At 34.1% G+C, this 20,760-nt stretch carries 26 protein-coding genes; 14 read left to right on the forward strand and 12 right to left on the reverse strand.

Features of this window, described 5'->3' with window-relative positions; genetic code table 11:
- Window positions 1-8 precede the first annotated feature (8 nt).
- From KHQ79_RS20670 to KHQ79_RS20705, 8 genes are all read right to left on the reverse strand, one after another.
- A complete protein-coding gene (locus KHQ79_RS20670; protein ID WP_225516757.1) occupies window positions 9-1,529 on the reverse strand; it encodes a hypothetical protein in 1,521 nt (506 codons plus the stop codon).
- Window positions 1,530-1,546: 17 nt separating this feature from the next.
- On the reverse strand, window positions 1,547-3,316 hold the full coding sequence (locus tag KHQ79_RS20675; RefSeq protein ID WP_225516758.1) for a terminase large subunit domain-containing protein: 1,770 nt from the start codon (window positions 3,314-3,316) through the stop codon (window positions 1,547-1,549).
- Window positions 3,303-4,223, reverse strand: coding sequence for a hypothetical protein (locus tag KHQ79_RS20680; RefSeq protein WP_225516759.1), 921 nt, complete (start codon window positions 4,221-4,223; stop codon window positions 3,303-3,305). Before KHQ79_RS20680 ends, KHQ79_RS20675 begins: the two co-directional genes overlap by 14 nt.
- Before the next feature lie 106 nt (window positions 4,224-4,329).
- The gene (locus KHQ79_RS20685) at window positions 4,330-4,854 is read right to left on the reverse strand and encodes a hypothetical protein (protein WP_216394115.1); all 525 of its coding nucleotides are present in this window, start codon (window positions 4,852-4,854) and stop codon (window positions 4,330-4,332) included.
- 31 nt (window positions 4,855-4,885) lie between these two features.
- Window positions 4,886-5,215: a hypothetical protein gene (locus tag KHQ79_RS20690; protein WP_225516760.1), complete on the reverse strand. Its 330-nt coding sequence runs from the start codon at window positions 5,213-5,215 to the stop codon at window positions 4,886-4,888.
- 36 nt (window positions 5,216-5,251) lie between these two features.
- A complete protein-coding gene (locus tag KHQ79_RS20695) occupies window positions 5,252-5,707 on the reverse strand; it encodes a hypothetical protein (RefSeq protein WP_225516761.1) in 456 nt (151 codons plus the stop codon).
- Between the two features lie 13 nt (window positions 5,708-5,720).
- Window positions 5,721-6,920 (reverse strand): metallophosphoesterase family protein, encoded by a 1,200-nt coding sequence (locus KHQ79_RS20700; protein WP_225516762.1) that lies wholly within the window; start codon window positions 6,918-6,920, stop codon window positions 5,721-5,723.
- A gap of 11 nt (window positions 6,921-6,931) precedes the next feature.
- Window positions 6,932-7,141: a YonK family protein gene (locus KHQ79_RS20705; RefSeq protein ID WP_225516763.1), complete on the reverse strand. Its 210-nt coding sequence runs from the start codon at window positions 7,139-7,141 to the stop codon at window positions 6,932-6,934.
- 276 nt (window positions 7,142-7,417) lie between these two features.
- Between KHQ79_RS20705 and KHQ79_RS20710 the strand changes: the two genes are divergently transcribed.
- The gene (locus tag KHQ79_RS20710; RefSeq protein WP_225516764.1) at window positions 7,418-7,597 is read left to right on the forward strand and encodes a hypothetical protein; all 180 of its coding nucleotides are present in this window, start codon (window positions 7,418-7,420) and stop codon (window positions 7,595-7,597) included.
- Window positions 7,598-8,030: 433 nt separating this feature from the next.
- On the opposite strand, the gene KHQ79_RS20715 is transcribed toward KHQ79_RS20710, so the two are convergent.
- The 4 genes from KHQ79_RS20715 to KHQ79_RS20730 all read right to left on the reverse strand — a co-directional run bounded on the left by KHQ79_RS20715 (window position 8,031) and on the right by KHQ79_RS20730 (window position 12,810).
- Entirely contained in the window at window positions 8,031-8,546 is a 516-nt protein-coding gene (locus tag KHQ79_RS20715; RefSeq protein WP_061187729.1) for a hypothetical protein, read from the reverse strand.
- 987 nt (window positions 8,547-9,533) lie between these two features.
- Entirely contained in the window at window positions 9,534-9,809 is a 276-nt protein-coding gene (locus KHQ79_RS20720) for an HU family DNA-binding protein (protein ID WP_225516765.1), read from the reverse strand.
- Between the two features lie 251 nt (window positions 9,810-10,060).
- Window positions 10,061-12,586 carry a hypothetical protein gene (locus tag KHQ79_RS20725; protein ID WP_225516766.1) on the reverse strand — a complete coding sequence of 842 codons (2,526 nt, stop codon included), beginning with the start codon at window positions 12,584-12,586 and terminating at the stop codon, window positions 10,061-10,063.
- Window positions 12,587-12,630: 44 nt separating this feature from the next.
- Window positions 12,631-12,810 carry a hypothetical protein gene (locus tag KHQ79_RS20730; RefSeq protein ID WP_225516767.1) on the reverse strand — a complete coding sequence of 60 codons (180 nt, stop codon included), beginning with the start codon at window positions 12,808-12,810 and terminating at the stop codon, window positions 12,631-12,633.
- A gap of 202 nt (window positions 12,811-13,012) precedes the next feature.
- Here KHQ79_RS20730 and KHQ79_RS20735 point away from each other — a divergent pair, with 202 nt between their 5' ends.
- The 13 genes from KHQ79_RS20735 to KHQ79_RS20795 all read left to right on the forward strand — a co-directional run bounded on the left by KHQ79_RS20735 (window position 13,013) and on the right by KHQ79_RS20795 (window position 20,705).
- Entirely contained in the window at window positions 13,013-13,180 is a 168-nt protein-coding gene (locus KHQ79_RS20735; protein WP_225516768.1) for a hypothetical protein, read from the forward strand.
- Between the two features lie 4 nt (window positions 13,181-13,184).
- On the forward strand, window positions 13,185-13,685 hold the full coding sequence (locus tag KHQ79_RS20740; protein WP_225516769.1) for a hypothetical protein: 501 nt from the start codon (window positions 13,185-13,187) through the stop codon (window positions 13,683-13,685).
- Between the two features lie 973 nt (window positions 13,686-14,658).
- Window positions 14,659-14,835, forward strand: coding sequence for a type I TA system toxin YonT (gene yonT, locus KHQ79_RS20745; protein ID WP_225516770.1), 177 nt, complete (start codon window positions 14,659-14,661; stop codon window positions 14,833-14,835).
- A gap of 18 nt (window positions 14,836-14,853) precedes the next feature.
- Window positions 14,854-15,105, forward strand: a complete 252-nt coding sequence (locus KHQ79_RS20750; protein WP_071582334.1) for a hypothetical protein — start codon at window positions 14,854-14,856, stop codon at window positions 15,103-15,105.
- 43 nt (window positions 15,106-15,148) lie between these two features.
- Window positions 15,149-15,307: a hypothetical protein gene (locus tag KHQ79_RS20755; RefSeq protein WP_225516771.1), complete on the forward strand. Its 159-nt coding sequence runs from the start codon at window positions 15,149-15,151 to the stop codon at window positions 15,305-15,307.
- Window positions 15,308-15,394: 87 nt separating this feature from the next.
- Window positions 15,395-16,612 (forward strand): hypothetical protein, encoded by a 1,218-nt coding sequence (locus KHQ79_RS20760; protein WP_225516772.1) that lies wholly within the window; start codon window positions 15,395-15,397, stop codon window positions 16,610-16,612.
- A 326-nt stretch (window positions 16,613-16,938) separates the two neighbouring features.
- Window positions 16,939-17,391 carry a hypothetical protein gene (locus KHQ79_RS20765; RefSeq protein ID WP_225516773.1) on the forward strand — a complete coding sequence of 151 codons (453 nt, stop codon included), beginning with the start codon at window positions 16,939-16,941 and terminating at the stop codon, window positions 17,389-17,391.
- Window positions 17,388-17,609: a hypothetical protein gene (locus KHQ79_RS20770; protein ID WP_225516774.1), complete on the forward strand. Its 222-nt coding sequence runs from the start codon at window positions 17,388-17,390 to the stop codon at window positions 17,607-17,609. Before KHQ79_RS20765 ends, KHQ79_RS20770 begins: the two co-directional genes overlap by 4 nt.
- A gap of 40 nt (window positions 17,610-17,649) precedes the next feature.
- Entirely contained in the window at window positions 17,650-17,979 is a 330-nt protein-coding gene (locus KHQ79_RS20775) for a hypothetical protein (protein ID WP_225516775.1), read from the forward strand.
- A gap of 21 nt (window positions 17,980-18,000) precedes the next feature.
- A complete protein-coding gene (locus tag KHQ79_RS20780) occupies window positions 18,001-18,516 on the forward strand; it encodes a hypothetical protein (protein WP_225516776.1) in 516 nt (171 codons plus the stop codon).
- Entirely contained in the window at window positions 18,516-18,752 is a 237-nt protein-coding gene (locus tag KHQ79_RS20785) for a hypothetical protein (protein WP_225516930.1), read from the forward strand. Before KHQ79_RS20780 ends, KHQ79_RS20785 begins: the two co-directional genes overlap by 1 nt.
- Before the next feature lie 13 nt (window positions 18,753-18,765).
- The gene (locus KHQ79_RS20790; RefSeq protein WP_225516777.1) at window positions 18,766-19,077 is read left to right on the forward strand and encodes a hypothetical protein; all 312 of its coding nucleotides are present in this window, start codon (window positions 18,766-18,768) and stop codon (window positions 19,075-19,077) included.
- Between the two features lie 194 nt (window positions 19,078-19,271).
- Window positions 19,272-20,705 (forward strand): protein kinase domain-containing protein, encoded by a 1,434-nt coding sequence (locus KHQ79_RS20795; RefSeq protein ID WP_225516778.1) that lies wholly within the window; start codon window positions 19,272-19,274, stop codon window positions 20,703-20,705.
- Window positions 20,706-20,760: the final 55 nt, after the last annotated feature.

Raw genomic sequence — 20,760 nt, forward strand, 5'->3', positions numbered from 1 at the left:
GTGAAGTTTTAAATAGGATTGTCATTACCGTTGGAGGTAGCTGACTTCACCGTATTGTCGTTGTTTTTATTACCCTCATTTGGGCGACCTGCTTCATTCCCGGTGAAGGTATATGAAGTTTGATAAGGGATAATCTTTTCTTGGAGTTTAAGTTCTTCAGTTTCATATAGAGTTTGTTCAAGGTAACTCTCCCAAGAAACTCCTGCCAAATTATCAACTACGTGCTTAATAGACCAGCCCTTATCGTTTAATTTTATTAAGATGTCCATTTTTTCTTTGAGAGTGAGCGGCTTGTCTTTATCGTAATTCATATAGTAATTGTCTTTTTGGGCAGCAGGCAAAACAAGGTTGAATAACTTTTGATAAACCTCTTGTTCAATATCCTCCATTAAAACGCCAATACGCTTATAAAATGTATCCAAGTTTAATGACGAAGTTGCGTAGTTACCTCCATCACCATTTAAAAGGGAGCCGGATAAGCCGTAAGCAGATTGAATGTCGCTATTGATATGATCAAATTTTGCTCCATCTAATCCATCTGCTTTAACATCTGGAAAATTGAGATCAGCAAAGTCAGGGATTGATACTACAGTTACTCCATCTTTTTGGTTTTTTTCCAAAGCTGTTTTAACGCCACCATGAATTTTTTGTTTAACTGCTTTAGGCAGCTTCATGTTTGTGTATTCGCCATTACCTTTATCTGTTCCAATCGTTAGAACTGCAACAGCGTTAATAATTTTATTTGCAATCGATCTTTCAACATCTTTAAGTTTCTTTTTATGGAGAACGTCATATAGACCTGGGGTAACCCAAGATGTTCCCAATCCTTGATTTCTTTTTAGCGTCCCTGTGCGTAGTGGAAAAGTTCTTTCTTGTGGCAATTCCTTAAATCGATATTTCTCTCGATCTTTCATGAAGTTTTCATAATCGCTTTGTTTAATATAAGGGGAGAGGCTTTTTAACAATTCATTTCTGTGATCATCTTCATACTTAGTGAACAGCTCCATGTCAACTACACATACCCAGTCTCCATTTCTTCTAAAGGAGGGGAATACATATTTAATCTCATCAAAAATAAACGGATAGGGGCTCTTAGCATCCCCAAGCCATATACCAACAAGAGTGCCAGCTGTAGCTACCTGTTTTAACAGATCCCTAGTAAGTCTTTTATGTTTGACCTTATGTAAGGATTTATTCAAAAGAGAAATGTGCTTATCTGAAGACTTAACTTTATTAAAGGAGTCAATTTTATAGTTGAGGGTAGGGAGGGCTTCAATCAATTCAAACAATTGGTGAATCTCTGCAGTCGAAATGTAAAAATACTCAGCAAGATCTTCAATTTCTTCTTGAAATTCATCGGGGTTAGAAAAATAATTCTTTAATTGTTCGGCCTCAATTTCCGTAACAATGCCATTGGAAAACATATTTGAGATAAAGCCGGAAGCAAATGTAGAAGTATAAGTTGAATAGTCATTCAGCATTTGCTTATATTCTTCAGACTCAATGTCAACTTTATTTAAGGTTACCATGTTTCACCTCATTTCTTTTAAAAATAGACTAGTTCATCTTCAACGTCATATTCAGTTTGTTTGTTTAACTGTCTTTCTAATACAGTAGCAATATAGTTGCCATAAGCCACTGAGCTATATCTGTCTTTTCGTTTACTCTTTGGCTCTTTAAGCTTAACTTGTCCGTTATCGCTATATTCAGCTTCCAAGTTGATCATTTCATTTATCAGAAGGGTAATCTGAGCATAGCTTGAAAGGAATTTTCCTTTAACTTCAGGAGATAGCCCTTCATAGCCTTTAAATCTTTTCAGATATTCTTTTCCTTCATTTTCGTTGATAGGAATTTTGATTTTCCCTCGTTTGAATCCATCTTTGAGTAATACAGCAATTTCGCTGTTCAATTGTGCATTACCTTTAATGCTATAAATTACTTTTTCGGCATTTTGATAAGTACAACGCTCAGCCATTCTTTCATCGTTAATACATGAAAATGGCTCATATTCTTTTGCACGTTCTTTATCATATAGAGGCTGGCATAATGCATCATACACACCTAGTCCGATACTCTGAGTATCCAATACAATATAATCGCAATCATAATCTTCGTATATTTGTCGAATTCTTGTTGCTTGAGTTCCTGTGTGACCGCCTACTATGCTCTCCATGTATACAATATGACGATCATATCCATTGGAGTTTGGAATCAGTCTGAATACAGTGTAAACACTGGCGTCATTATCCTTACCGGCCATTCCAGCGATATCATTGCTTACAAGTCTAATTTCTCCTGGTTTCTTGCCTTCATATTTGAAGTTGGAATCCTTGATCAGATTGTAATAGTCAGGAGGGAAGAGGGGAGAAGCAAGCTTGCGGTTCTTTTCAATGTCTTCAAATTTAAAATAAGCTTTTTCAGATTCACCAAACCAGAGAGCTTCCATTTCCATAGACCAACCAATAGGATCGAAGTCTTCTTCGGCCATTTCATCTCTAACCTGATCTTTATCCAAAAGGCCTTCTTTAATTGCGATCTGATAAGGGAGACCACAAACAAAGTATTTGGATCCTTTAATCATGGCATTGTAGTAAGTTATGAATCTGTTAAATGACCAATGAACCTTATACCAGCAGGAAGACAAGTAAATTTCTTTGTTTCGTTCTTTTAGATGAGCGTATTCTTCTTTTTCGAGATATTTAGGAGAACGGGGAGCTGTCAGGAATTTTCGAAGTACTTTACTGATGATTTCAAAATCAACCATTCTGAATTCATCTACAATAAGGAGGTTTGCACGTTTGGAGCGGGCGCCATCATTTGAGGCTACGATTTTAATCCAGCTGCCATTATGAAACTCCACTTTAGCATCATTCGTTGAGGTTTTTAAATCTTCTATTTCTCGCCTTAAATTAGGCGATTCTTTACGTAAGTCATCAATTTTCTCTATGACTTCACGAGCTTGTCCCTTTGTGCCCGATGCGATAACTATTTTAGTACCTGGGAAGAGTATGGCTTGCACACAGCAGTATACAGAGGTTAACCAAGTTTTACCCTGACCACGACTAGCCAGGTACATAAAATAATGGTTATGTACCATCATGTAAATTAAAATACATTGAAACAATTTAAGTGTAATTCCCAAGTATTCTTTTACAAAGCGATGTGGGTTTGCTCTATAGAAAGAAGTCCATGCACCGATACCATCCATTAATCGTTCGGATTTTGATTTCTTTTTAAAGTTGTTTCCCTTTTTAAAAATATTGATTCCTCGACTGTGCTTGTTGCGATCTGTTGTAAAATTTTTATGTGAGGTCATTTTCTCGATCCTCTTCTTCTGCAACAGGTTCTTCAACAGTGTGCTTATTCATTTCTTCCCAATATTCCTCTGAATATTGATTTTTCAAACCAAGCATTCGGGACAGATGCCCAAGGAAAAATACCTTAATGTATTTCCCAATTTTATCAGGATCTTTCCACCTAGGCTCTGGCTCAGGAATAGGTCTCTCGTTCTCATATTTTTTGATCAGAGTGCCAAAAGACTCTTGTTCCACTCCACTTGCTCCAGTTTCTTGTACTGGTTTTAAATTACTTGATCCAAGTAAATCTTGAAGAGTTTTTTGCTGCTGATCGACTTTTTCACCATTTTCACGCCGTTTGCGGATATCTAGCCGAGTCAAACATATTTCATTTATAAGAAGTTCCATCCCTTTAGAGTCACATTCATATCTATTCGTGAAGTCAATGTACTCATTCTGAAGCCAAATGTAATCTTCAACATCAAGACCACGACCCCAGAATTGCATTAATTCATCTATGTCTTCCTTAGATATATCTTCTGTACTTTTAGCTAGTAATAGCTGTGTTGTATATTCTTGTTCTTCTTCAAAGTCAAACTCACTGTCTGCCCAAGTTTTTGACTTGTAATCTTTCATTCCGATATTTTTCATATACGTACCTAACACATTTCCAGCTGATTTTTTCTTGGACTCTGATTCATTAACAGCGGAAACCCATAAGTCGTAAACAAATGGACGATCAATCATTCTCAAGATATTTTGCACATTCTTTAAGTTATCTTTGTCTTTTTGGAATTCATTTTGGAGACAGCTCTTACATACTGACAGTTTGCCAGTTGCAGAATTGAAAGGAGATTCTGAGATATAATATTGATTGGCATTGTGTTCTTTGCCGCAGCATGAGCATTTTATTTTTTCAGCAGACATATTTCACCTCCATAAAGTTAGTTGATGTAAACACATTTTATGAAACGCCCAGCAATAGAGCGGAAGGAGAGTACCGCAATCATCACTGGGCGTTCTAAAAAGGTGTTTAAACTAAAGAAGAGAGGACTTCATCGTGATGAAACCCTCCTTTGACATCAATTCCTAATTTTTTAATTGTTTTGAGTTGATCTTTAGTAACAGTACAGTCAATATAAACGCCATTCGGAAAATGATTACCTTCTAAATAATTGGCTGAGATAATAGTACAACTAATTCCTTTTTCTTTAGCCAAGTCTCTGTAAACCTCTTTATGAGCACCTACAAGTAAAGGAATATTATTCTCTTGTGATAACCTAAGAAGAAGAGTTGTTTTGCCTTTACCTCTCTGAGAATCATTTACCAGAACAACCTTAGGTGCATTTTTATGGAACTTTTCTTGTAGTGATTTATCAACGTCATTAAAAACAACTTTCATTCGTTTGAATGGCGGTTCGATTTTATCTCCAAAAATAGTTAAATGAATAGCTTCTAATACTCGCTTAATCTCAGAATCACATCTGTATCCAGACTGTTTTAACTCTGAGAGAGTTTCTAAGTGTTTATTTAAGTATTTAAAATCTTCATTCGTCATTTTCGTCATCATCCTCAATCGTTTTTTTGTATTACTTTAATAAACCTTCAATAGCTCCTAGGCTCACAACTGTCTCATATGGTGAATAGTGTTTTGCTGCCACACTCATGTTTCTTAAATCATCTAGGGCAATTCTTTTATTTATAAAAGCTTCTCTATGAGACTCAATAACATATTTAGGATCAGCAAATGGCTTACTTACAGTATTACAAGTTACTTCTTCATAAACACCAGGAATAGAGTCCAATAGATACTTATAAACACACAGCTCTTTCATTAGTTGATCTTTGTTAATGTTTCCTGTTTCATCTTCTATGATTTGCTTCCAAAAAGACTCGTAAACATCTTTGTAATCAGCCACTTGCGCTACTCCAATCTGAATAAAATTAAAGTTTTATCAAAAGTGAATTTTAAAAAATTCTTTATCAACTGGGTTCACTTTAAAAATCAAGTCTAAACCCGATACTTCTCCGTTAACACCTTTTAATTCAGCTCTAGAAATAATTTCTACATAGTTAAATTCTAAGGTGACTCTATGGGCCTCTGATGACTCAGGGCGAGAACCGACAGTTTCAGCCAACAGTTTGAATTCATGCTTAGGTGTCTCAGTTAAAACAGAAATATATTGTTTCTTTCCCAACTTTGATTCAAAGGAGGTAGGAGCTTTATAATCACCTAAAAATTTAAGCGCCTCAAAATTTAGCAGAGCATTCTTTGCAAAAATCAAATACGTTTCATGTTCATCACTATAAAAAATTTCAACATCTTGAAGTGTTGTTAAATCAACTAAAGATTCCTCAGTTTGTCTATCATACAAGTGAAGGTTATACACTTCGTGCATTGCTAAATCCAAGCATGTTCCTCCTTTATTTTTCATTTTTAAAACGAATTATGTATGTAGCCTCAATACCATTATCATCAAAGACCATAAACTTTTGAGACGGTTTCGTACCAAAGCGACCTTGCATTGCATAATCATCTGCGCCAACAAGCGCTCCATTTACAACAACTGTTGTGCTGCCATATTCTTTTTCATAGTTGTGATGAATATGACCACCGAATATGTAAGAAGGGATATAGCCAAGTAATTGAGGTAGGCGGGTTACGCATTGATCAACACGATCATAGTGACCGTGGACAAACACGACTTCTTGATTGTTGATTTTAGCGGGGATAAAACCATCTTGTTCCGGTTCAATTGAAATGTTTTTAATATCTCTTAATCTAGCTTCGAGATACCAATTAATGAGGTATTCAAAGTTTTCTTTTATTCCCACATCATTCTTAGAAGGGGAGAGACGACCGTGATTACCAGCTACGTTGTAAAACTTTATTTCTTGAAACTCGCTGGCCAACATAGCTAACACCTCAGCAAGCGTTTCTGACACATATTTAATTTGCTCTACAGCATCTTCATTAGCCTGAACTCTTGTTGAAACATGTATAAGACCTCCAATTAAATCGCCAAGATTTGCAACATGTAATGTGGAGACATGATTCTTCTTTCCATACTCAATTACTTTGTTTGTGAGATGTTCAACTCGTTCATCGAATATTTCTTTATTGAACTTATTGATGCGGTTATCTATTTCCATTCCGAAGTGCCAGTCACTGAATAAAGCAAGCCCATGCTTTTCAGCAGCAGCAGGGAGGGGGAAAGTGAAACGAAGAGGTCTTTTTGATTCTAAATTAACAATAGCTTGGACTACATCATCCTTGATTTTTTCAAAGCGAGCTTGATTCGCTATACTTTTTCTATATTCTCTTTTTTGGTCACGAGTTCTAATCTTTTCTTTTTCAGATTGTAGTCGCACTTCCTCGTATTTCTTCAGAATTTCTTCATCTAAATTCTTGGAAATTATGTAATCATTCCAACGTTCATATTGCTTAAAATCTTTGCGCCATTTACTCTCATCATAATTTGTACCTTGATCTTTGTTTAATAGAGCGGCAATCGTTTTTGTGTCAATGTGATAAGTATCTTTATTTTTAAAAAGTCGGATGTGGTAGTCAGTAAAGGATTCATCCTTTTCACGGTGCAGCACAGGGTTTAAAATAGCTGTCATTCAGTCACCACCTACTCAGAAAGTCCTTCAGTTTCTTGAGGCACAACTTCACTGTCGCTTTTTAAAGTGAAATCAATCGGTTCTGTTTTGCTTTCAATTTCTCTTAGGTACTTAGATAATGAGTGGATATGTATCCCATCATTTTTATACTCAATAATTTGATCTTCATCAATGTTCACAGTGCATTTTTTAAAAGAATATTCTTTTTTTCCTTTAGCCAAGACGATTCCTCCAATTATTTGTTTTATTTACGTACAATAAGCTCCTTCGGAAGCCCGATGATCCGAAGCATCGGTAACGTCCGAGAAGGGGATATAAAGGAGATGAAAGATAAGTCGGATAGGCGTTGGGGAAACGCCCGAAGGAGATTATTGATAACTTTCGTACATTTGTATTACAGACCCATTCCAGTTATCAAGAAGTACTTTGTGTGGAAAAATAATCCACAATAGGTATAATGAAGTGTAGATGAAATTTGAAAAAGAGGTGTTTTTTTTTTGTTAGACAAAGTTTTAAATGCCTTTATTATAATAGGTGTTTTGTTGTTAGTTGGAGCGGTTACTGTTTTTAAAGATTTTGAATATCATCAATATCTTCGTTTTGGTGGGGCAGCATTGATAGCTTTTGGCTATATGTTTGGTTATGATAAAGTAAAAGCTACAAAAAAGGGTAAATGACTTTTAAATACTATTGTTCTAGTTATTTTCTTACCCCCATCTTACACCAGTAACTCGCGTAGGAACGTAAGCCTTCGGATCGACAGGGAAATCTGAAAATAACAAAAGACGTCATTATGACGTCTTCAGGAAATCCTTGTACAGCTTGGCACATGAGTTAAATTATTGGAACAACAGAGAACAGAGTATATTTTTGATTAAAATATCACTAATAAAGGTTTGCGTCCGTAAACTCGTAAATCTCGTAATTCGTAAGCTGTAAAACGTAATCCGTCTCCAACCTAGGAAATAAATGAGTTTTGGTATTACAGTTTAGATACGCTCTAAACTAAAGCGGCTTTCTACTTCTCTGTTGTCCAAGCTGGGCAGTTTTACACCCAGCTATCAAGATAAAAGTGATTTTACCCTCATAGCTAAGTTAAAACCTTAGCTTTTATAGATACTTATCTGCTGCTTCAAACTCAATTTCATAATTATGATTAGCTTTTTCAATAGAGTTTGAAAGACGATTAGCCATTCTTTCTAACTTTAATCCTTTAGTTTGCATCTTATCAGGATCAAACAAGGCTTCACGATAACTAATAACATCAGAATAAGAATTTACTCGTTCAGTTTTCTGAGAACGACCGTAACTTTTGAGTTTATTCGCTTCACCTCTAAGTTGCTGTGCTAATTCAAGCGCTTCTGTGATCGATAATTCCTTTTCATCCCACAAAACTTTTGCATCCAGGTTGGCTTTAGCGATTAGTACTACCAATTCACGATAATCTTTTTTAGTCGATTCCAGCTCAGCTGTGATTTGGTCTACAGTTTTTGTTGGTTTTGTATATTTTTCATCTTTATCATGTTCAACATATGCAACACTATCTCGTTCCTGTAACAGTTCCTGAATACGTTTTGAGATTGCATTTCTTAAAGGTAAAGCTTCGAACAAAGCGATTTTTGACATTTATTATCTTCTCCTTTAGACATACATCTTTTATATTCTAATAGATTCTTAAATAAATTGCCAATAAAACAAATTTTATCCTTCGTTTTAATCAAAAGTAATCGAAAAGGTAAGACCCATATAACCCTTTTCAGAGACATTCCTGTCTTTTCATGTCAGGTCACACACCTTATCTACATACAATGCGTGTAGATCGCCAGTCTCTTATTTTGCACAGTTTTCTCTGACCCGTGTAAGGAGGTATGTGCATGGGAAAGATGAGTCTCCATTCAGAATGAAGGAGAAGTAGCGAATAAATAGCGAATATGTTGCTAAGTGAAATTTGAGGTAAGGAAGACACATCTGCCTTACCTAAGTGTAAGCCGAAGCAGTACACCGCAATTAATATTCAGGCCACATGTCACCCATAGTAAGACTGTGATGGGATTCACCCTACATAAAAAACTTGAGTAGCAAAGGTCTTACCGACATGTTTAGCCCGATAATAGCCATTTACCTGTCTCCTTAAGATACAGACATCCGAGTTAACCTCGCACCCTCATAAATGACTATTATCCGACTAACTGCAAGACCAGCCGCAGTTTTGTGTCAGAATGATACAGAAAACAAGGGAGTAGATATTGTTTAATCAAGAAAAGCTAGTCCACACTGGAGAGGAATCTCCACTAATATTCATTTAGATTAGTCTTTACCTTCATAAATGGACATTAGTCGAGAACTGATATCCCATATATCAGTAATCAACGGTTGATTGACAACACCCCCATGTTGGCAATCAAATAATCTCTCTTAACACCTGAAGTGAATGCGGACGAGGATTTGCACCCCGCATGAACGGCAATTTGCCGACTATTAGTCTTCGTAAGAAGGTCGGCCCTGAGTTTCCAGAAGGTTAGCCATACCACCTCAGTCTACGTGTCTACCTATTCCGCCACCGCATTTATAGGTGAAGAGAGGGGAGGGATGCTAATCCCTCATTATAGATTGTTAAGCTTTCACTGCATCTTTGAGAGCTTTTGCAGCCTTGAAGGCAGGTGCTTTTGTTGCTGGAATATCAATTTCCTCGCCTGATTGCGGATTTCTCCCTTTACGTGCTGCACGTTCGCGGACTTCAAATGTACCAACTCCAGGAAACTTGATTGATTCACCTTTTGCTAGTGTTTCAACAATAACATCAAATACTGCTTCTACTTTTGGCGTAGCTTCTTTCTTAGTAACTCCTAATTTTTCTGCAACTGCTCCACCAAATTCTGTTTTGTTCATGTTTTAATTCCTCCTAGTGGTTTTGCTTATTTTTGTGTTAAAGTATAATTACGGTAACGTATGCGCTTTTTTGGAAAATGGGAGACTTACTCACCCTTTTATGTGGAAATTAGCTTTCTTTCTCCCTTATGGCGATTATCTCAAAAGGGGCTTTCAGCCCAGTTGCACCAAGGGTTCAAGGCACTTTTTTTGTTGAACTTTTTTCGGTAAAATCGCTGTACCCCTTGGGGGAGTAAGGCTCAAGGCACTTTCTATTTTTCTTCTTTCCTCCATTTATCCCTTTTCCACTTGTTTTTTTGCTTTTGTGCTATTTTCTTTGCACAGGTTGGACAATATTTCGCCTTGTTCGATGCTGATTTGAACATCTTACCGCAACTACAGCATCCTCTATAAGTCTTTAAGTTATGTCTTAGATTCTCTAATAGAGTCTCGCCAAAGCACTCCCATAATGTTGATTTAAATTTGCTTTTCTTTTTATATAAATGCTTAACCAAAACATCAGAAACATATTGCTCGTCGTAGTGAACCTTCATCAATCTGTCTTTAATGACCCTATAAACATAAAGTTTTTGTCCAGGCTTAATGTCTTCATCATTCATCAGCCATTTCTTGTTCTGGTCTAATCGTTTGTATTCACTAATAATTGCATCGTCCACTTTAATCTCCTTGTTCTTAAGCAGGAAACGATAATCGAACCTTCCTGCAATAGCTGCGAAATTAATTCGGTCGGATGGGATAATTGAGTCTAACTTATTTACTGTACTTTCATTAATCAATTCTACGCTATGTTCTTCTTTATTCTTTGCATTGATGAAGAAGTGGGGCACTTTATTTTTTATGTAATCTTTGATTTTCTCATCAACATGATCAGGGCGGGTGGGCATGAATAAGGTTTTTGCAAAATCGATAGTAAAGTTATTCTCCATGCATAACCATTTGATCACGTCCAGGTTTATATTGTCACTGTTCCATATCTTAGTAATGTTGTTACTGTACTCCCCTATATTGATTCCATAAGCAAGAGTTAGAGCTTCATAGATGTTCCTGCTATTGATCTCTTGTTTCTGGGCTACAGACATTTCATAATACAAAGGAACGATGTTCTCCATATTACGCTTGGCAATATTGACGATTAGCTCATCAGAAATAATTAAGGCCTTATCCCCGTCGTTATCAAACTGCAGCAGTTTCGATATCGGATCATGAATGCTGGTGTAAACACCTGGGGTAATGAACCACTTTTCATATTCCTTATCTTTTTTGTTCCACCTAACGCCATGCTCTCTGTATAGGTGAGGGGAGCGGAGGATATCAATATGCCCTTCATTATATAAAGAACAATAGACATTGCTGTCGGTGAGTAGTCCTTTTGGATTGTCAATTCCAAGAAATAGTTTTTCACAAAAAGCATAAAGATCTGGACATAAATACGTATACCTGGCGTCATTAACTAGTAATTTTCCTGATTTGGCGTCCTTAATCATACTCTTCTTCTTATTCTTAATGATTTCTTTGGTGTGATCATCATTTAGCAGCTCTGGATATATCAGTAGAGCTTCTTGAAGACTTGTCTTATGTTTATTTTTCTCGGTAGCCCCCAAAACTTTCATCATGGTTTCTTTATCAGTGCCTAATTGAGTAATCTCTCTGACAGTCTTTGAGCTTATTTGTTTCAATTCCTCACCTGTGATATCAGTGAGTGTTTGTAGCATCTGGTAAGTCAGTTTTCCCTCAACAGAAGGATCTTCTTCATTCAATTTAGCTCCTAGGCATCTATACTTTTTGAATTTGTGGCGATAGTCATCCCATGAATCATAGTACTTCCACATCTTAAACTGGCTTTTCGTAAAAATAATTTGGATATCATCTTTAATAATGTCCCATTCTTTACCGTAGACGTCCTTAACTGTAAATGAACTGTGTTTTTCAGCAAACTTTCTAAAATCAAATGGAACTAGCAGCCCCTTAACCCATGGCAATCTGACCATAAAACTTTTCTGGCTCAAACTAGGAAGCATCATTCCGCAACCATCTGTATGTTCTACAGGAATATCCATAACCTTACGAGTGATTTCATATGTATCACGGTCAATATAATCAACCAGGCTGGAAACGTTTGTTTCTAAGTCATTTACAACAATTGCTTTATCAATATCAATTTCCCATGGACTGCTGGCGCTATTCGATAAGGCCATGTAGCTATTCCATTTGTTTATGCTGCTCCCACCTTGAGCATTGATTTGCTCCACACTAAGACCACAAGTTAAAGCATTTTGATACTTATCTAAGGTGCTTTGCTTGATAAAACAAGACTTTTTGGTTCGTATTTGACCGGCACTGCTAGTGAAATAAACGTATTTCTCATTGTTATGTATGAATCCTTTATCAATAATGTCCCTTAAAATTTGAAAATGATAAGTTTGGACGACCATAATCTCTTCAGATAGTGTGTTTTCTTTGATTCCCAACGTTCGAGTTAAGACTGAATCAAATAATGAAATCACATTATTATCTTTAAGTGAATCTGTTCTAAGTGTTCTTATTTGATTATGATTGTTAAAGGCGTTATAAAGCTTTTCTTTTAAGGAAATAATCCTTTGCGTTATGTACTTCTTATGTTTTTTATCAACATGTTCAAGTTTTTTGAGATGATCTCTGTACCTATATGATTTTAAAATTTTGTTATGTAATTTGTTTTCTTGATCATTATAAAAAGCAGAAGTATCAATACTGTAAATATGTACTTGCTTATTTAGACCGTCTTTTTTTCCTTTCAATAAATTCTCCCCTTGTAAATTAATTAACTATTTTATTTTTATTCTTAATAACTACTATTTAAATATTGAGACACTAAATTTCTGTATGTATGACTTTTTTTATTAACTGTTCCGTACCACAAATAGTCTTGATAAAGGTTTTCTTCTTCTAGTGTTGCTGTTTCATTAATAACTTTAGTTTCAAGAAAACCAATTAAGTTACTAAACATATACTGTTTTTTCATTCAATCACCTCCACAAGTAATATTATTTTTATTCTAAATAAAACTAATAAAAATCCCTGTGTTTAGCAGGTGACTTGATTATATATTTTATTTTTATTCTTGTAAACACTAATTTCAAAAATTTTTAATTTCGAGTTTTATTATCGAAACTAATAGGCGATATAAACGTATGTAGTTTATTAATAAAAAGGGGATGAAAATTATGAAAAATAGAAAGAAATACTACATGATTATGTTGCCGTCACTAGCCTTAGCTATTTTAGTATCTTACATGCTTCCAACTCAGCAAAAATATTGGGGGCTGTCTGTCATCTTAATTGGATGGGTAGTTTACTACTTTATTAAGCAAACAAATAATAAAAAGGGGTAATTAAATGTTCTCACTGGAAGACTATATCAAAACAGTTCAGCAAAATCTCGGTCAACACTCAGCTTTATTAACAAGGGAAATCAAAAAAACAATCAACTACAATTTTTATAATGGTATTGATTTAGTAGACTACATGGCCTTTATTGATCCAACAAGATTTGAGATATCAATAAGAATGTTTTCAATGGATAAAGAGGCAAGTGAAGTGTTTTATGAAGGAGAAGACAAAACAATCTTTTCAGGGAGCACTCAAGTTATACCTGATATTAAATATTTTCAACTATCTAGGGAGAATAAAAAGGAATTTGACGAGTTTTATGAAAACAACGATATTGAAATAGAAAGGGAAGAATATAAAGCATTCACAGAGTGGTTTTATGAGTGTTGGAAAGCAGCTCAAGGTCATATAATGAACTTGCCTTCATACTTTGTTATTCATGATGATTATAAGTCGTTGGATTTACGAGCAAATAAGTGGATATCAGATGATGAAAAATGGGAATAGACACAAGAAAAGGTGGTGATCGAAATTAAGATCACCTTTTTTATTTTTTGGATTTGGTTTGCATATCGTAATGTTATTTGTACACGAAAAACATGCTCATCGTAAAAATTTATAAAGGGCTAAAAAAGACAGTAAACATAAGGATATTTGACACTTTAATTAGTGAATAGGAGACAAACGCTCGTAAAACGTAAGTGGGAGTAGGGGAAAGAAGTCGTTTTAAGGAGATATTAATGAAAAAGGAGAAATTTGAAGAGAAAAAAACATTGATAATATATGTTTTTACGATAGCGATTACGATGTGAAAAAGGACGATTTAATGTGAAATTGGGAAAATGTAAATTTGTAAATGGTGTGGAAATGGAAGTGCTATGGGCACATTTGTTCCTCTTATTTTACCATTAGATGTAAATATACCCCCATATACTGGCAGTGAAAACCCCATATAATATACCTTATGTAGGGAATTACTTGTTCCTGCTTATTCAACACAGCTCTAACATAATTCCAGGCCAAACACAAGAATAAATTTCAAAAAATTAAATTAATCAGCAATATAAAAATGAATAACCGTTCATTAAAGATAATCGTATTTATAACGAATCCGAGGGAATCGAAGACATATTTATTTTATACTCATCACTATACATAACCATACCTTATATAATCATATATCCTTCGCTTATCACTCTTCACACACGCTAAACTCATCGACTTACTCACCCATATACACAACACTCATAATTCAAATCCCTCTATCACACTACCACGCTCTCAGAATCAATATAACACCTATGTAAGCCATCCAATGTTCATTCCCATATCATTTGCTATCCTAACAGCTAAATCATCATACAGACGAATATACTCATCATTACTATCACCAACAAAATATAATTAATTAGAATAAAAATAAAATGACTTTGACGATTAATTGTGTTATAATAGAGTCACAGGAAAGGAGGTGTACATAGTGCTTGAGAAAGTGGGTATCTTAGTTGCTTTCCTCATCTCATTAACAGTTCTTACTATTAACTGCCTCACAATAGTTGAGAAGGTAAGAAACTTAATGAATGGGACAAGCAAAAAGAAAAAGCGTATACGCAAGCGGCTCCGACCAAAGAGACAACGCCAACGTATACGCCGATGAGAGCTAAGCTAAAGGGGAATGAACTTCTCCTTTAGTTCCTACCCATATTATAACATGATCAAGCACATTGTAAACATGAAACGATTCTCACTATGGTTTACCCATATCACATTCATTGGATTATTCTTGATGTTTCAACTCATCAAAGATTACTTCAGCAGCGAAGCACAAACACTAATCAATACAACATTCATAGTCACATGTATCATTGCCATACTGTTATGGATCATCTATTTTGTATTCCTTAAACTAAGAAACAAGTCACACTAATCTTATAGGCCTCATGGTATAATTAATCATTGAGGTGAGATGAGTGGAGAAAAAATTCCTGGATGCTATTCGGCAGCTTGCTAAGGAATTAGAAATGCTCAAGAAAGATATTGACTCCATCAAGAAAACAACTGACAGAATTGATTCAGACCTTTTAGAGTACAGAGAAGAGATAAGCAAAGTTAAACACCATGAACCTTGAACACACCAGTTAAATATCAAACTGTAAATAAGGAGCGGTAAACATTTATCGTTCCTTTATTTTAATTAAATGAAAAGGAGATGCTAAATGAATATAGTTAAAGTAGTTGATTCCATAATGGGATCTGGTAAGACATCAGCAGCTATTAACTACATGAACAACGCTAACCCAGAAGATAACTTTATATTTGTCACACCTTATCTTAATGAGGTTGAGCGGATAAAGAAAAGTGTAACCAACAGACAAATGTATGAACCTAAAGTAAGAACAAAAGGGGATAAGACTCAATATAAATTTGAATCACTTCATGAACTCTTATCACAGAATAAAAACATTGTTGCAACACATAACTTATTTAAGAACGCAAACGATGAAACAAAAGAGCTTATCCTTTCAGGTAACTATACTTTAATATTAGATGAGGTTATGGAAGTAGTTGAGCAGCTACAAGTGAAGACACATGATCTTACAACACTATTTGATTCTAATCTTATCTATGTTGAAGATGGATTTGTTAAATGGAATGAAGATAAAAGGGATTATGAGACACGTTACAATGACATTAGAGATATGGCATTGAACAATAATCTTGTTTATTTTAAAGACAGTATATTGATTTGGAACTTTCCAGCTGAGGTATTCAAATTGTTTAAAGAGGTTTACATATTAACTTACATGTTTGATGCTCAGATTCAAAGGTATTATTATGATGTAAATAATATTGCATATGAAAAATATGTCTCATCCTATGTAGATGGGGAATACCGGTTTACTCAATACAATAAAAACTTTGAGAACAACGTTAAGAAAATGATCCGTAATAAGATTAAAATTTATGAAGGTAACTTGAATGCTGTAGGCCAGTTAGATTATTCATTATCATCAACCTGGTACAAAGATAAGTCACCTTATACAATCAAAAAAGTAAAGAACAATGTATTCAATTACTTTAACAACATTGTTAAGTCATCAAGTGATGAAGCAATGTGGACGACCTATTCAGAACATAAGAATAAAATAAAAGGTAATGGATATACAAAAGGTTTTGTTTCCTGCAATGCACGTGCTACAAATGAATATAAGCATAAGAAACATTTAGCTTATACAATAAACAGATACGTTAATACAATCCTTTATAGTTATTTTAAGAATAAATATAATATTGCAATTGATCAGGATTTATTTGCTTTATCTGAATTAGTACAGTGGATATGGAGATCAGGTATAAGAGATGGTAAAGAAATAACATTATTCATTCCATCTTTAAGGATGAGGAAGCTGCTTTTAGAATGGTTAAATGAATAGGTTAATAGAACAAACCTCTTAAACTTTGAAAAAAAGTCAGTTATATCAAGGGTTTCAGAGCCTAAGTCTTTAGGGAAAGGGTATAAAAATAAATTTTAAAAAAGGGAGAACATTTTAAGTACATACGTCCGTAAAGAAGGGCGCTTTACGTCCGGTTTTGTTCAGCAAGCTGAACGAAAACTTATATAAATTTTTTAGAATAAAAATAAAATTACCATTGATAGTTTATAATGATCATGTTATACTTAAAACAAGTTAAGGGGATAAGAATTTATTACATAAAATTAGAATAAAAATAATATTACATGATGACGGAGAGGTTAAAGATGATGTTAATTAAACAAAAAGGAAACAGATACTATAGATATAGCTGGGCTCAAATGAGAAGTTTCCCAATTAAAAAAGTTGAAGCATTAGAACTAATCAAAAATGGTGAAGCTGAGTTAGTTGAAAGCTTTATTACAGATCCTGCACCTCAGCCAATTAAAGAAGAAACAAAGCAAGTAGATGAAGTACCAGAAGAAGTTAAATCAACAAAGGTAGTAAGCATAAAATCAATGAGAGAGGCAAAAAAAGAAAAAGAAAACTTTGCAAAAGCAAAAGATCAATTTTTGAAAAGAGTATTACCAAAACTTAATCTTACTGATATGAAAAAGTTAACGGAACTTTCATTTAAAAAAGACAGTGAAGGGTTCCAAGAAGAAATTATGAGAATCATTCTGAGACTGAATATTGAAGAAGCAACATTGGGATGCTTACAAGGAGGACAAAATACATGAGTATTGCGCCTCCTTATGATGAGTGTCAAATTAGGTTCAGATACTATATGTTATCTCAAGGAATAAAGCCAGGTGATGAATATAAAATTTATGAATACATGATATGGATCAATAGAATGGCTATAAGATATAAGAAATTAATAAACGAGAAAATTACCACACCAATTAAACAAGATGATTTTACTAGCTTTATAGAAGAGCAGGTTGGAGTTGTTTAAATAAAATGCATATTTTAAACAGAATCGGGGTGTTTAAACAATGGCTTCCGTACCAAAAAGAAGGAAAGAACGTGTGCAATTCTTAATCAACAAGCTTGGAGAAAAAACAGTTTCAAGCACAATAGCTGTCATGACTGATCGGGAAGTTAAAAGGTTCTTTGATGAAATGTATCCTTTATATAAAGATAGAGAAGATTATTCGCCGCCTGATTACCAAACCCCGATTTGTTTAGTTTGTGAAAATCAAACATTTATACAATGGGATTGCAACTGTGGTAACGCTATTATTGATGAAACTGATCCAACTCTTCAAGAGTTAAAGAACAGTGGAGAATATGAAAAAATAAGAAAACAATTCAGACTGAAATAAACAGGATGGAGAGAAAAAGATATGGAGATTAAGGTAGGACAATATTATGCTCTCGAAAGCACAGAAGAAGGAAGCACTGAAATAAATATAATTAAAATCCTGCCAAACAAACCTAATATGCTAGATGTCTTTGTATGTACGGAAATATTGTATATCAAAGATGGTCAAGTGTGTGATCTGTATACGAATGATTGGGTTAAAGATTCAATTCAGCGTGAAGCTACCGAAGATGAAATTCAACTGTTTAAAAAAACAAGAGAAAAAATAGGTGATCTAAAATCGTATGGTGAACTTGTGAGTTCTGAATATGGAGGGAAGAATATGAAAGACTTCAAAGGTCATAGAATAAACAAAAAGCAAGCTGAGGCATTGAGAGAAGTAATACTTACTATGGATGATTTACAAGAGATAGCACAAGAGGAAGATGGATATGCGGCAGATACCATAGATAGCCTGATTCGTGACGTTGAAAAGTTCTTATATGAGATAGGAGCAGTTGAAAGGCTCGTAGTAGGGTTAGAGGAGGATGCGGAGTGATGCATGTTCCTGACGATATTAAGAAAGCCATAGTACATAGTGGCTATTATTATAAACATGCAATAGAGTCCGCTAATAAAATACGTGACTGGATGAAAGAAAACAATATAAGCAATGATCATGTGAAAGATCAATTGGTTGATTGCATAGAAAATGGAACAGACCAATGGCAAAATTTCATTGAATTTCTTGAAGATCATGATGAACAAGAATTATACGATGGGTCAGACGATTAAGGGAGGGTGCAGTTTGGAAAATGAATTTGTGCAACTGATGAAAAGGCTAGATGAATCAGATATTGAAGAAGCGCAAAACAGAGACTTTGACCATATGACTTATGCTTTAAAAGACTTCACCCAAACTTTATATGATTTGCTTGGTTCTATTGATGAAGGCGAAGGAACAGGGTTGACGAAAAAGGACATAAGAAAAAGAAAAGCTGTATTAGACATGGCTTTCACATATCTATACGCATCTGCTGATGACATAAGAAAATATCTTGAAAGTGAATATGAGGAGGAGTTGAATACACCTCAATTCAAGCATCTTAAACAACTCTGAATAAAACAACAATTTTATGAGAAGCGAAGGTTAATTAAAGAGTACAGTAAAAATATAAAATCGTAATGGAGATTTCGAACATCGCCGATGGAATCTAAATAAAATAGTAGCACCATTTGTATAAAAATGTATATATTCAAACGTGAAAAAGGTATACTTATATACAATAAATAATATAAAAATAGGAGATTATTATGTCTAGGACGCCAATTGATTATGAATTTACTGAAGGTGTGTTAAAATTGATGCCTTTAGACTCGAAAAATACAAGAAAAAGAAGTCAATGGATTTCTGAATACGCAAATAATAAAACCAAATGGAATGACGTATTCATAAAAGATATTAAATATATTGAATTATCTGGTGACGGCGCTAATGGCATTGTTATCAAAAGTGTTCAAGAAACACTAAATAGAGAATGTGCAGTTAAGTTTTGGATGCCGAATAAAAATGCGGAAAATTATAACGTGGTTTTCAAACAGTACAAAGAGGAAGTAACTAAGTTAGCTAATTTAAATGATCCAGCAATTACAAAAGTATATCTGGCTGCTCAGACGCCAGAAGGGTATTCCTATTCTATAATGGAATGGATTGAGGGAGAGACTCTATATAATTGGTTAAAAGATTATAGAAATGTGTTTTTTCAATTTAGGTATAAGTTATTTAAACAAATAATTGAATCTATAGAAAAATGTCATATTAATCATTTGTTTCATGGTGATCTACATACCAAAAACATTCTGATTACTAGTAACAACATAGACAGCAGTAATAAGAACAATTTAAGGGTAAAGATCCTTGATTTTGGTACAAGCTTGTTATCTAAAGAAAACAACCCTGAATATTCGAAGCAAAGAGAATCAGCTTTGTTGTTAGAAACATCGTTAAAGTTAATTCATGAAGAACTCCATTTTAACATTCTTGAGTTTAAGCACTATGGTTTGAAAAGAGAGATTAGTCATAACGATGATGTAAGAAACTATGATCCTTTGTTAGTGAGTAAAACATTAAGAAATTTAAATGAAATATTAAACTTGATTGTACATGACGCCTGGACAATTGATGCTCTTGAAGATATAGGAAGATGTTTTGCAACAGCTCCATACATGAACTTAGATAAAATAATTAGTTTAATAAGAGAAAATGCAGGTGAACACTCTGTCAAAGTATTTTATATAATATTGCAAAATCAATTAAACGACCAGTTGTACAATAAATTGGGTACACATGATGTTGATTTAATTATCTTTTTTCAAATTGAATTATATTATGAGCTATTAAGAAACTTGAAAAAAACAAATATAAATAATGAATTTGAACCATCATCAAAGCAATTCACTGTTGAAATAGGGGATTTTGATTATAAAATAATATTGTCAAATATGCATATTGATATAAGTGTATGGTTTGACTTGGCATATTGCAATTTTACAGATTCAGAACTATTAAAGTTTTCGTACCAATTGTCACCGATTTTATTTAGTGAAATTTTAAAAGAATATAATAAAATGAAAAAAAATGAGATTCATGTTATGTGTGACTTGATTAAAATTAGAGATAGATTCGATTTAAGCAATGATAAGTGGTCTGAAAATTTTATTGGACTGTATCTTGACTCGATTAGATAATAAATCTTTATGAAGGGTCAATAAAATTCTTGACCCTTTTATTATAAATTTAATG

Source organism: Bacillus sp. TSO22, from assembly GCF_020223595.1.
Taxonomy (GTDB): Bacteria; Bacillota; Bacilli; order Bacillales; family Bacillaceae; genus Bacillus; species Bacillus inaquosorum.

Coding starts and splice junctions, on each gene's coding strand:
- KHQ79_RS20670 (WP_225516757.1), bottom strand. CDS start 1,529: ATGGTAACCTTAAATAAAGTTGACATTGAGTCTGAAGAATATAAGCAA.
- KHQ79_RS20675 (WP_225516758.1), bottom strand. CDS start 3,316: ATGACCTCACATAAAAATTTTACAACAGATCGCAACAAGCACAGTCGA.
- KHQ79_RS20680 (WP_225516759.1), bottom strand. CDS start 4,223: ATGTCTGCTGAAAAAATAAAATGCTCATGCTGCGGCAAAGAACACAAT.
- KHQ79_RS20685 (WP_216394115.1), bottom strand. CDS start 4,854: ATGACGAATGAAGATTTTAAATACTTAAATAAACACTTAGAAACTCTC.
- KHQ79_RS20700 (WP_225516762.1), bottom strand. CDS start 6,920: ATGACAGCTATTTTAAACCCTGTGCTGCACCGTGAAAAGGATGAATCC.
- KHQ79_RS20715 (WP_061187729.1), bottom strand. CDS start 8,546: ATGTCAAAAATCGCTTTGTTCGAAGCTTTACCTTTAAGAAATGCAATC.
- KHQ79_RS20720 (WP_225516765.1), bottom strand. CDS start 9,809: ATGAACAAAACAGAATTTGGTGGAGCAGTTGCAGAAAAATTAGGAGTT.
- KHQ79_RS20730 (WP_225516767.1), bottom strand. CDS start 12,810: ATGAAAAAACAGTATATGTTTAGTAACTTAATTGGTTTTCTTGAAACT.
- KHQ79_RS20735 (WP_225516768.1), top strand. CDS start 13,013: ATGAAAAATAGAAAGAAATACTACATGATTATGTTGCCGTCACTAGCC.
- KHQ79_RS20740 (WP_225516769.1), top strand. CDS start 13,185: ATGTTCTCACTGGAAGACTATATCAAAACAGTTCAGCAAAATCTCGGT.
- KHQ79_RS20750 (WP_071582334.1), top strand. CDS start 14,854: ATGAACTTCTCCTTTAGTTCCTACCCATATTATAACATGATCAAGCAC.
- KHQ79_RS20760 (WP_225516772.1), top strand. CDS start 15,395: ATGAATATAGTTAAAGTAGTTGATTCCATAATGGGATCTGGTAAGACA.
- KHQ79_RS20765 (WP_225516773.1), top strand. CDS start 16,939: ATGATGTTAATTAAACAAAAAGGAAACAGATACTATAGATATAGCTGG.
- KHQ79_RS20770 (WP_225516774.1), top strand. CDS start 17,388: ATGAGTATTGCGCCTCCTTATGATGAGTGTCAAATTAGGTTCAGATAC.
- KHQ79_RS20775 (WP_225516775.1), top strand. CDS start 17,650: ATGGCTTCCGTACCAAAAAGAAGGAAAGAACGTGTGCAATTCTTAATC.
- KHQ79_RS20780 (WP_225516776.1), top strand. CDS start 18,001: ATGGAGATTAAGGTAGGACAATATTATGCTCTCGAAAGCACAGAAGAA.
- KHQ79_RS20785 (WP_225516930.1), top strand. CDS start 18,516: ATGCATGTTCCTGACGATATTAAGAAAGCCATAGTACATAGTGGCTAT.
- KHQ79_RS20795 (WP_225516778.1), top strand. CDS start 19,272: ATGTCTAGGACGCCAATTGATTATGAATTTACTGAAGGTGTGTTAAAA.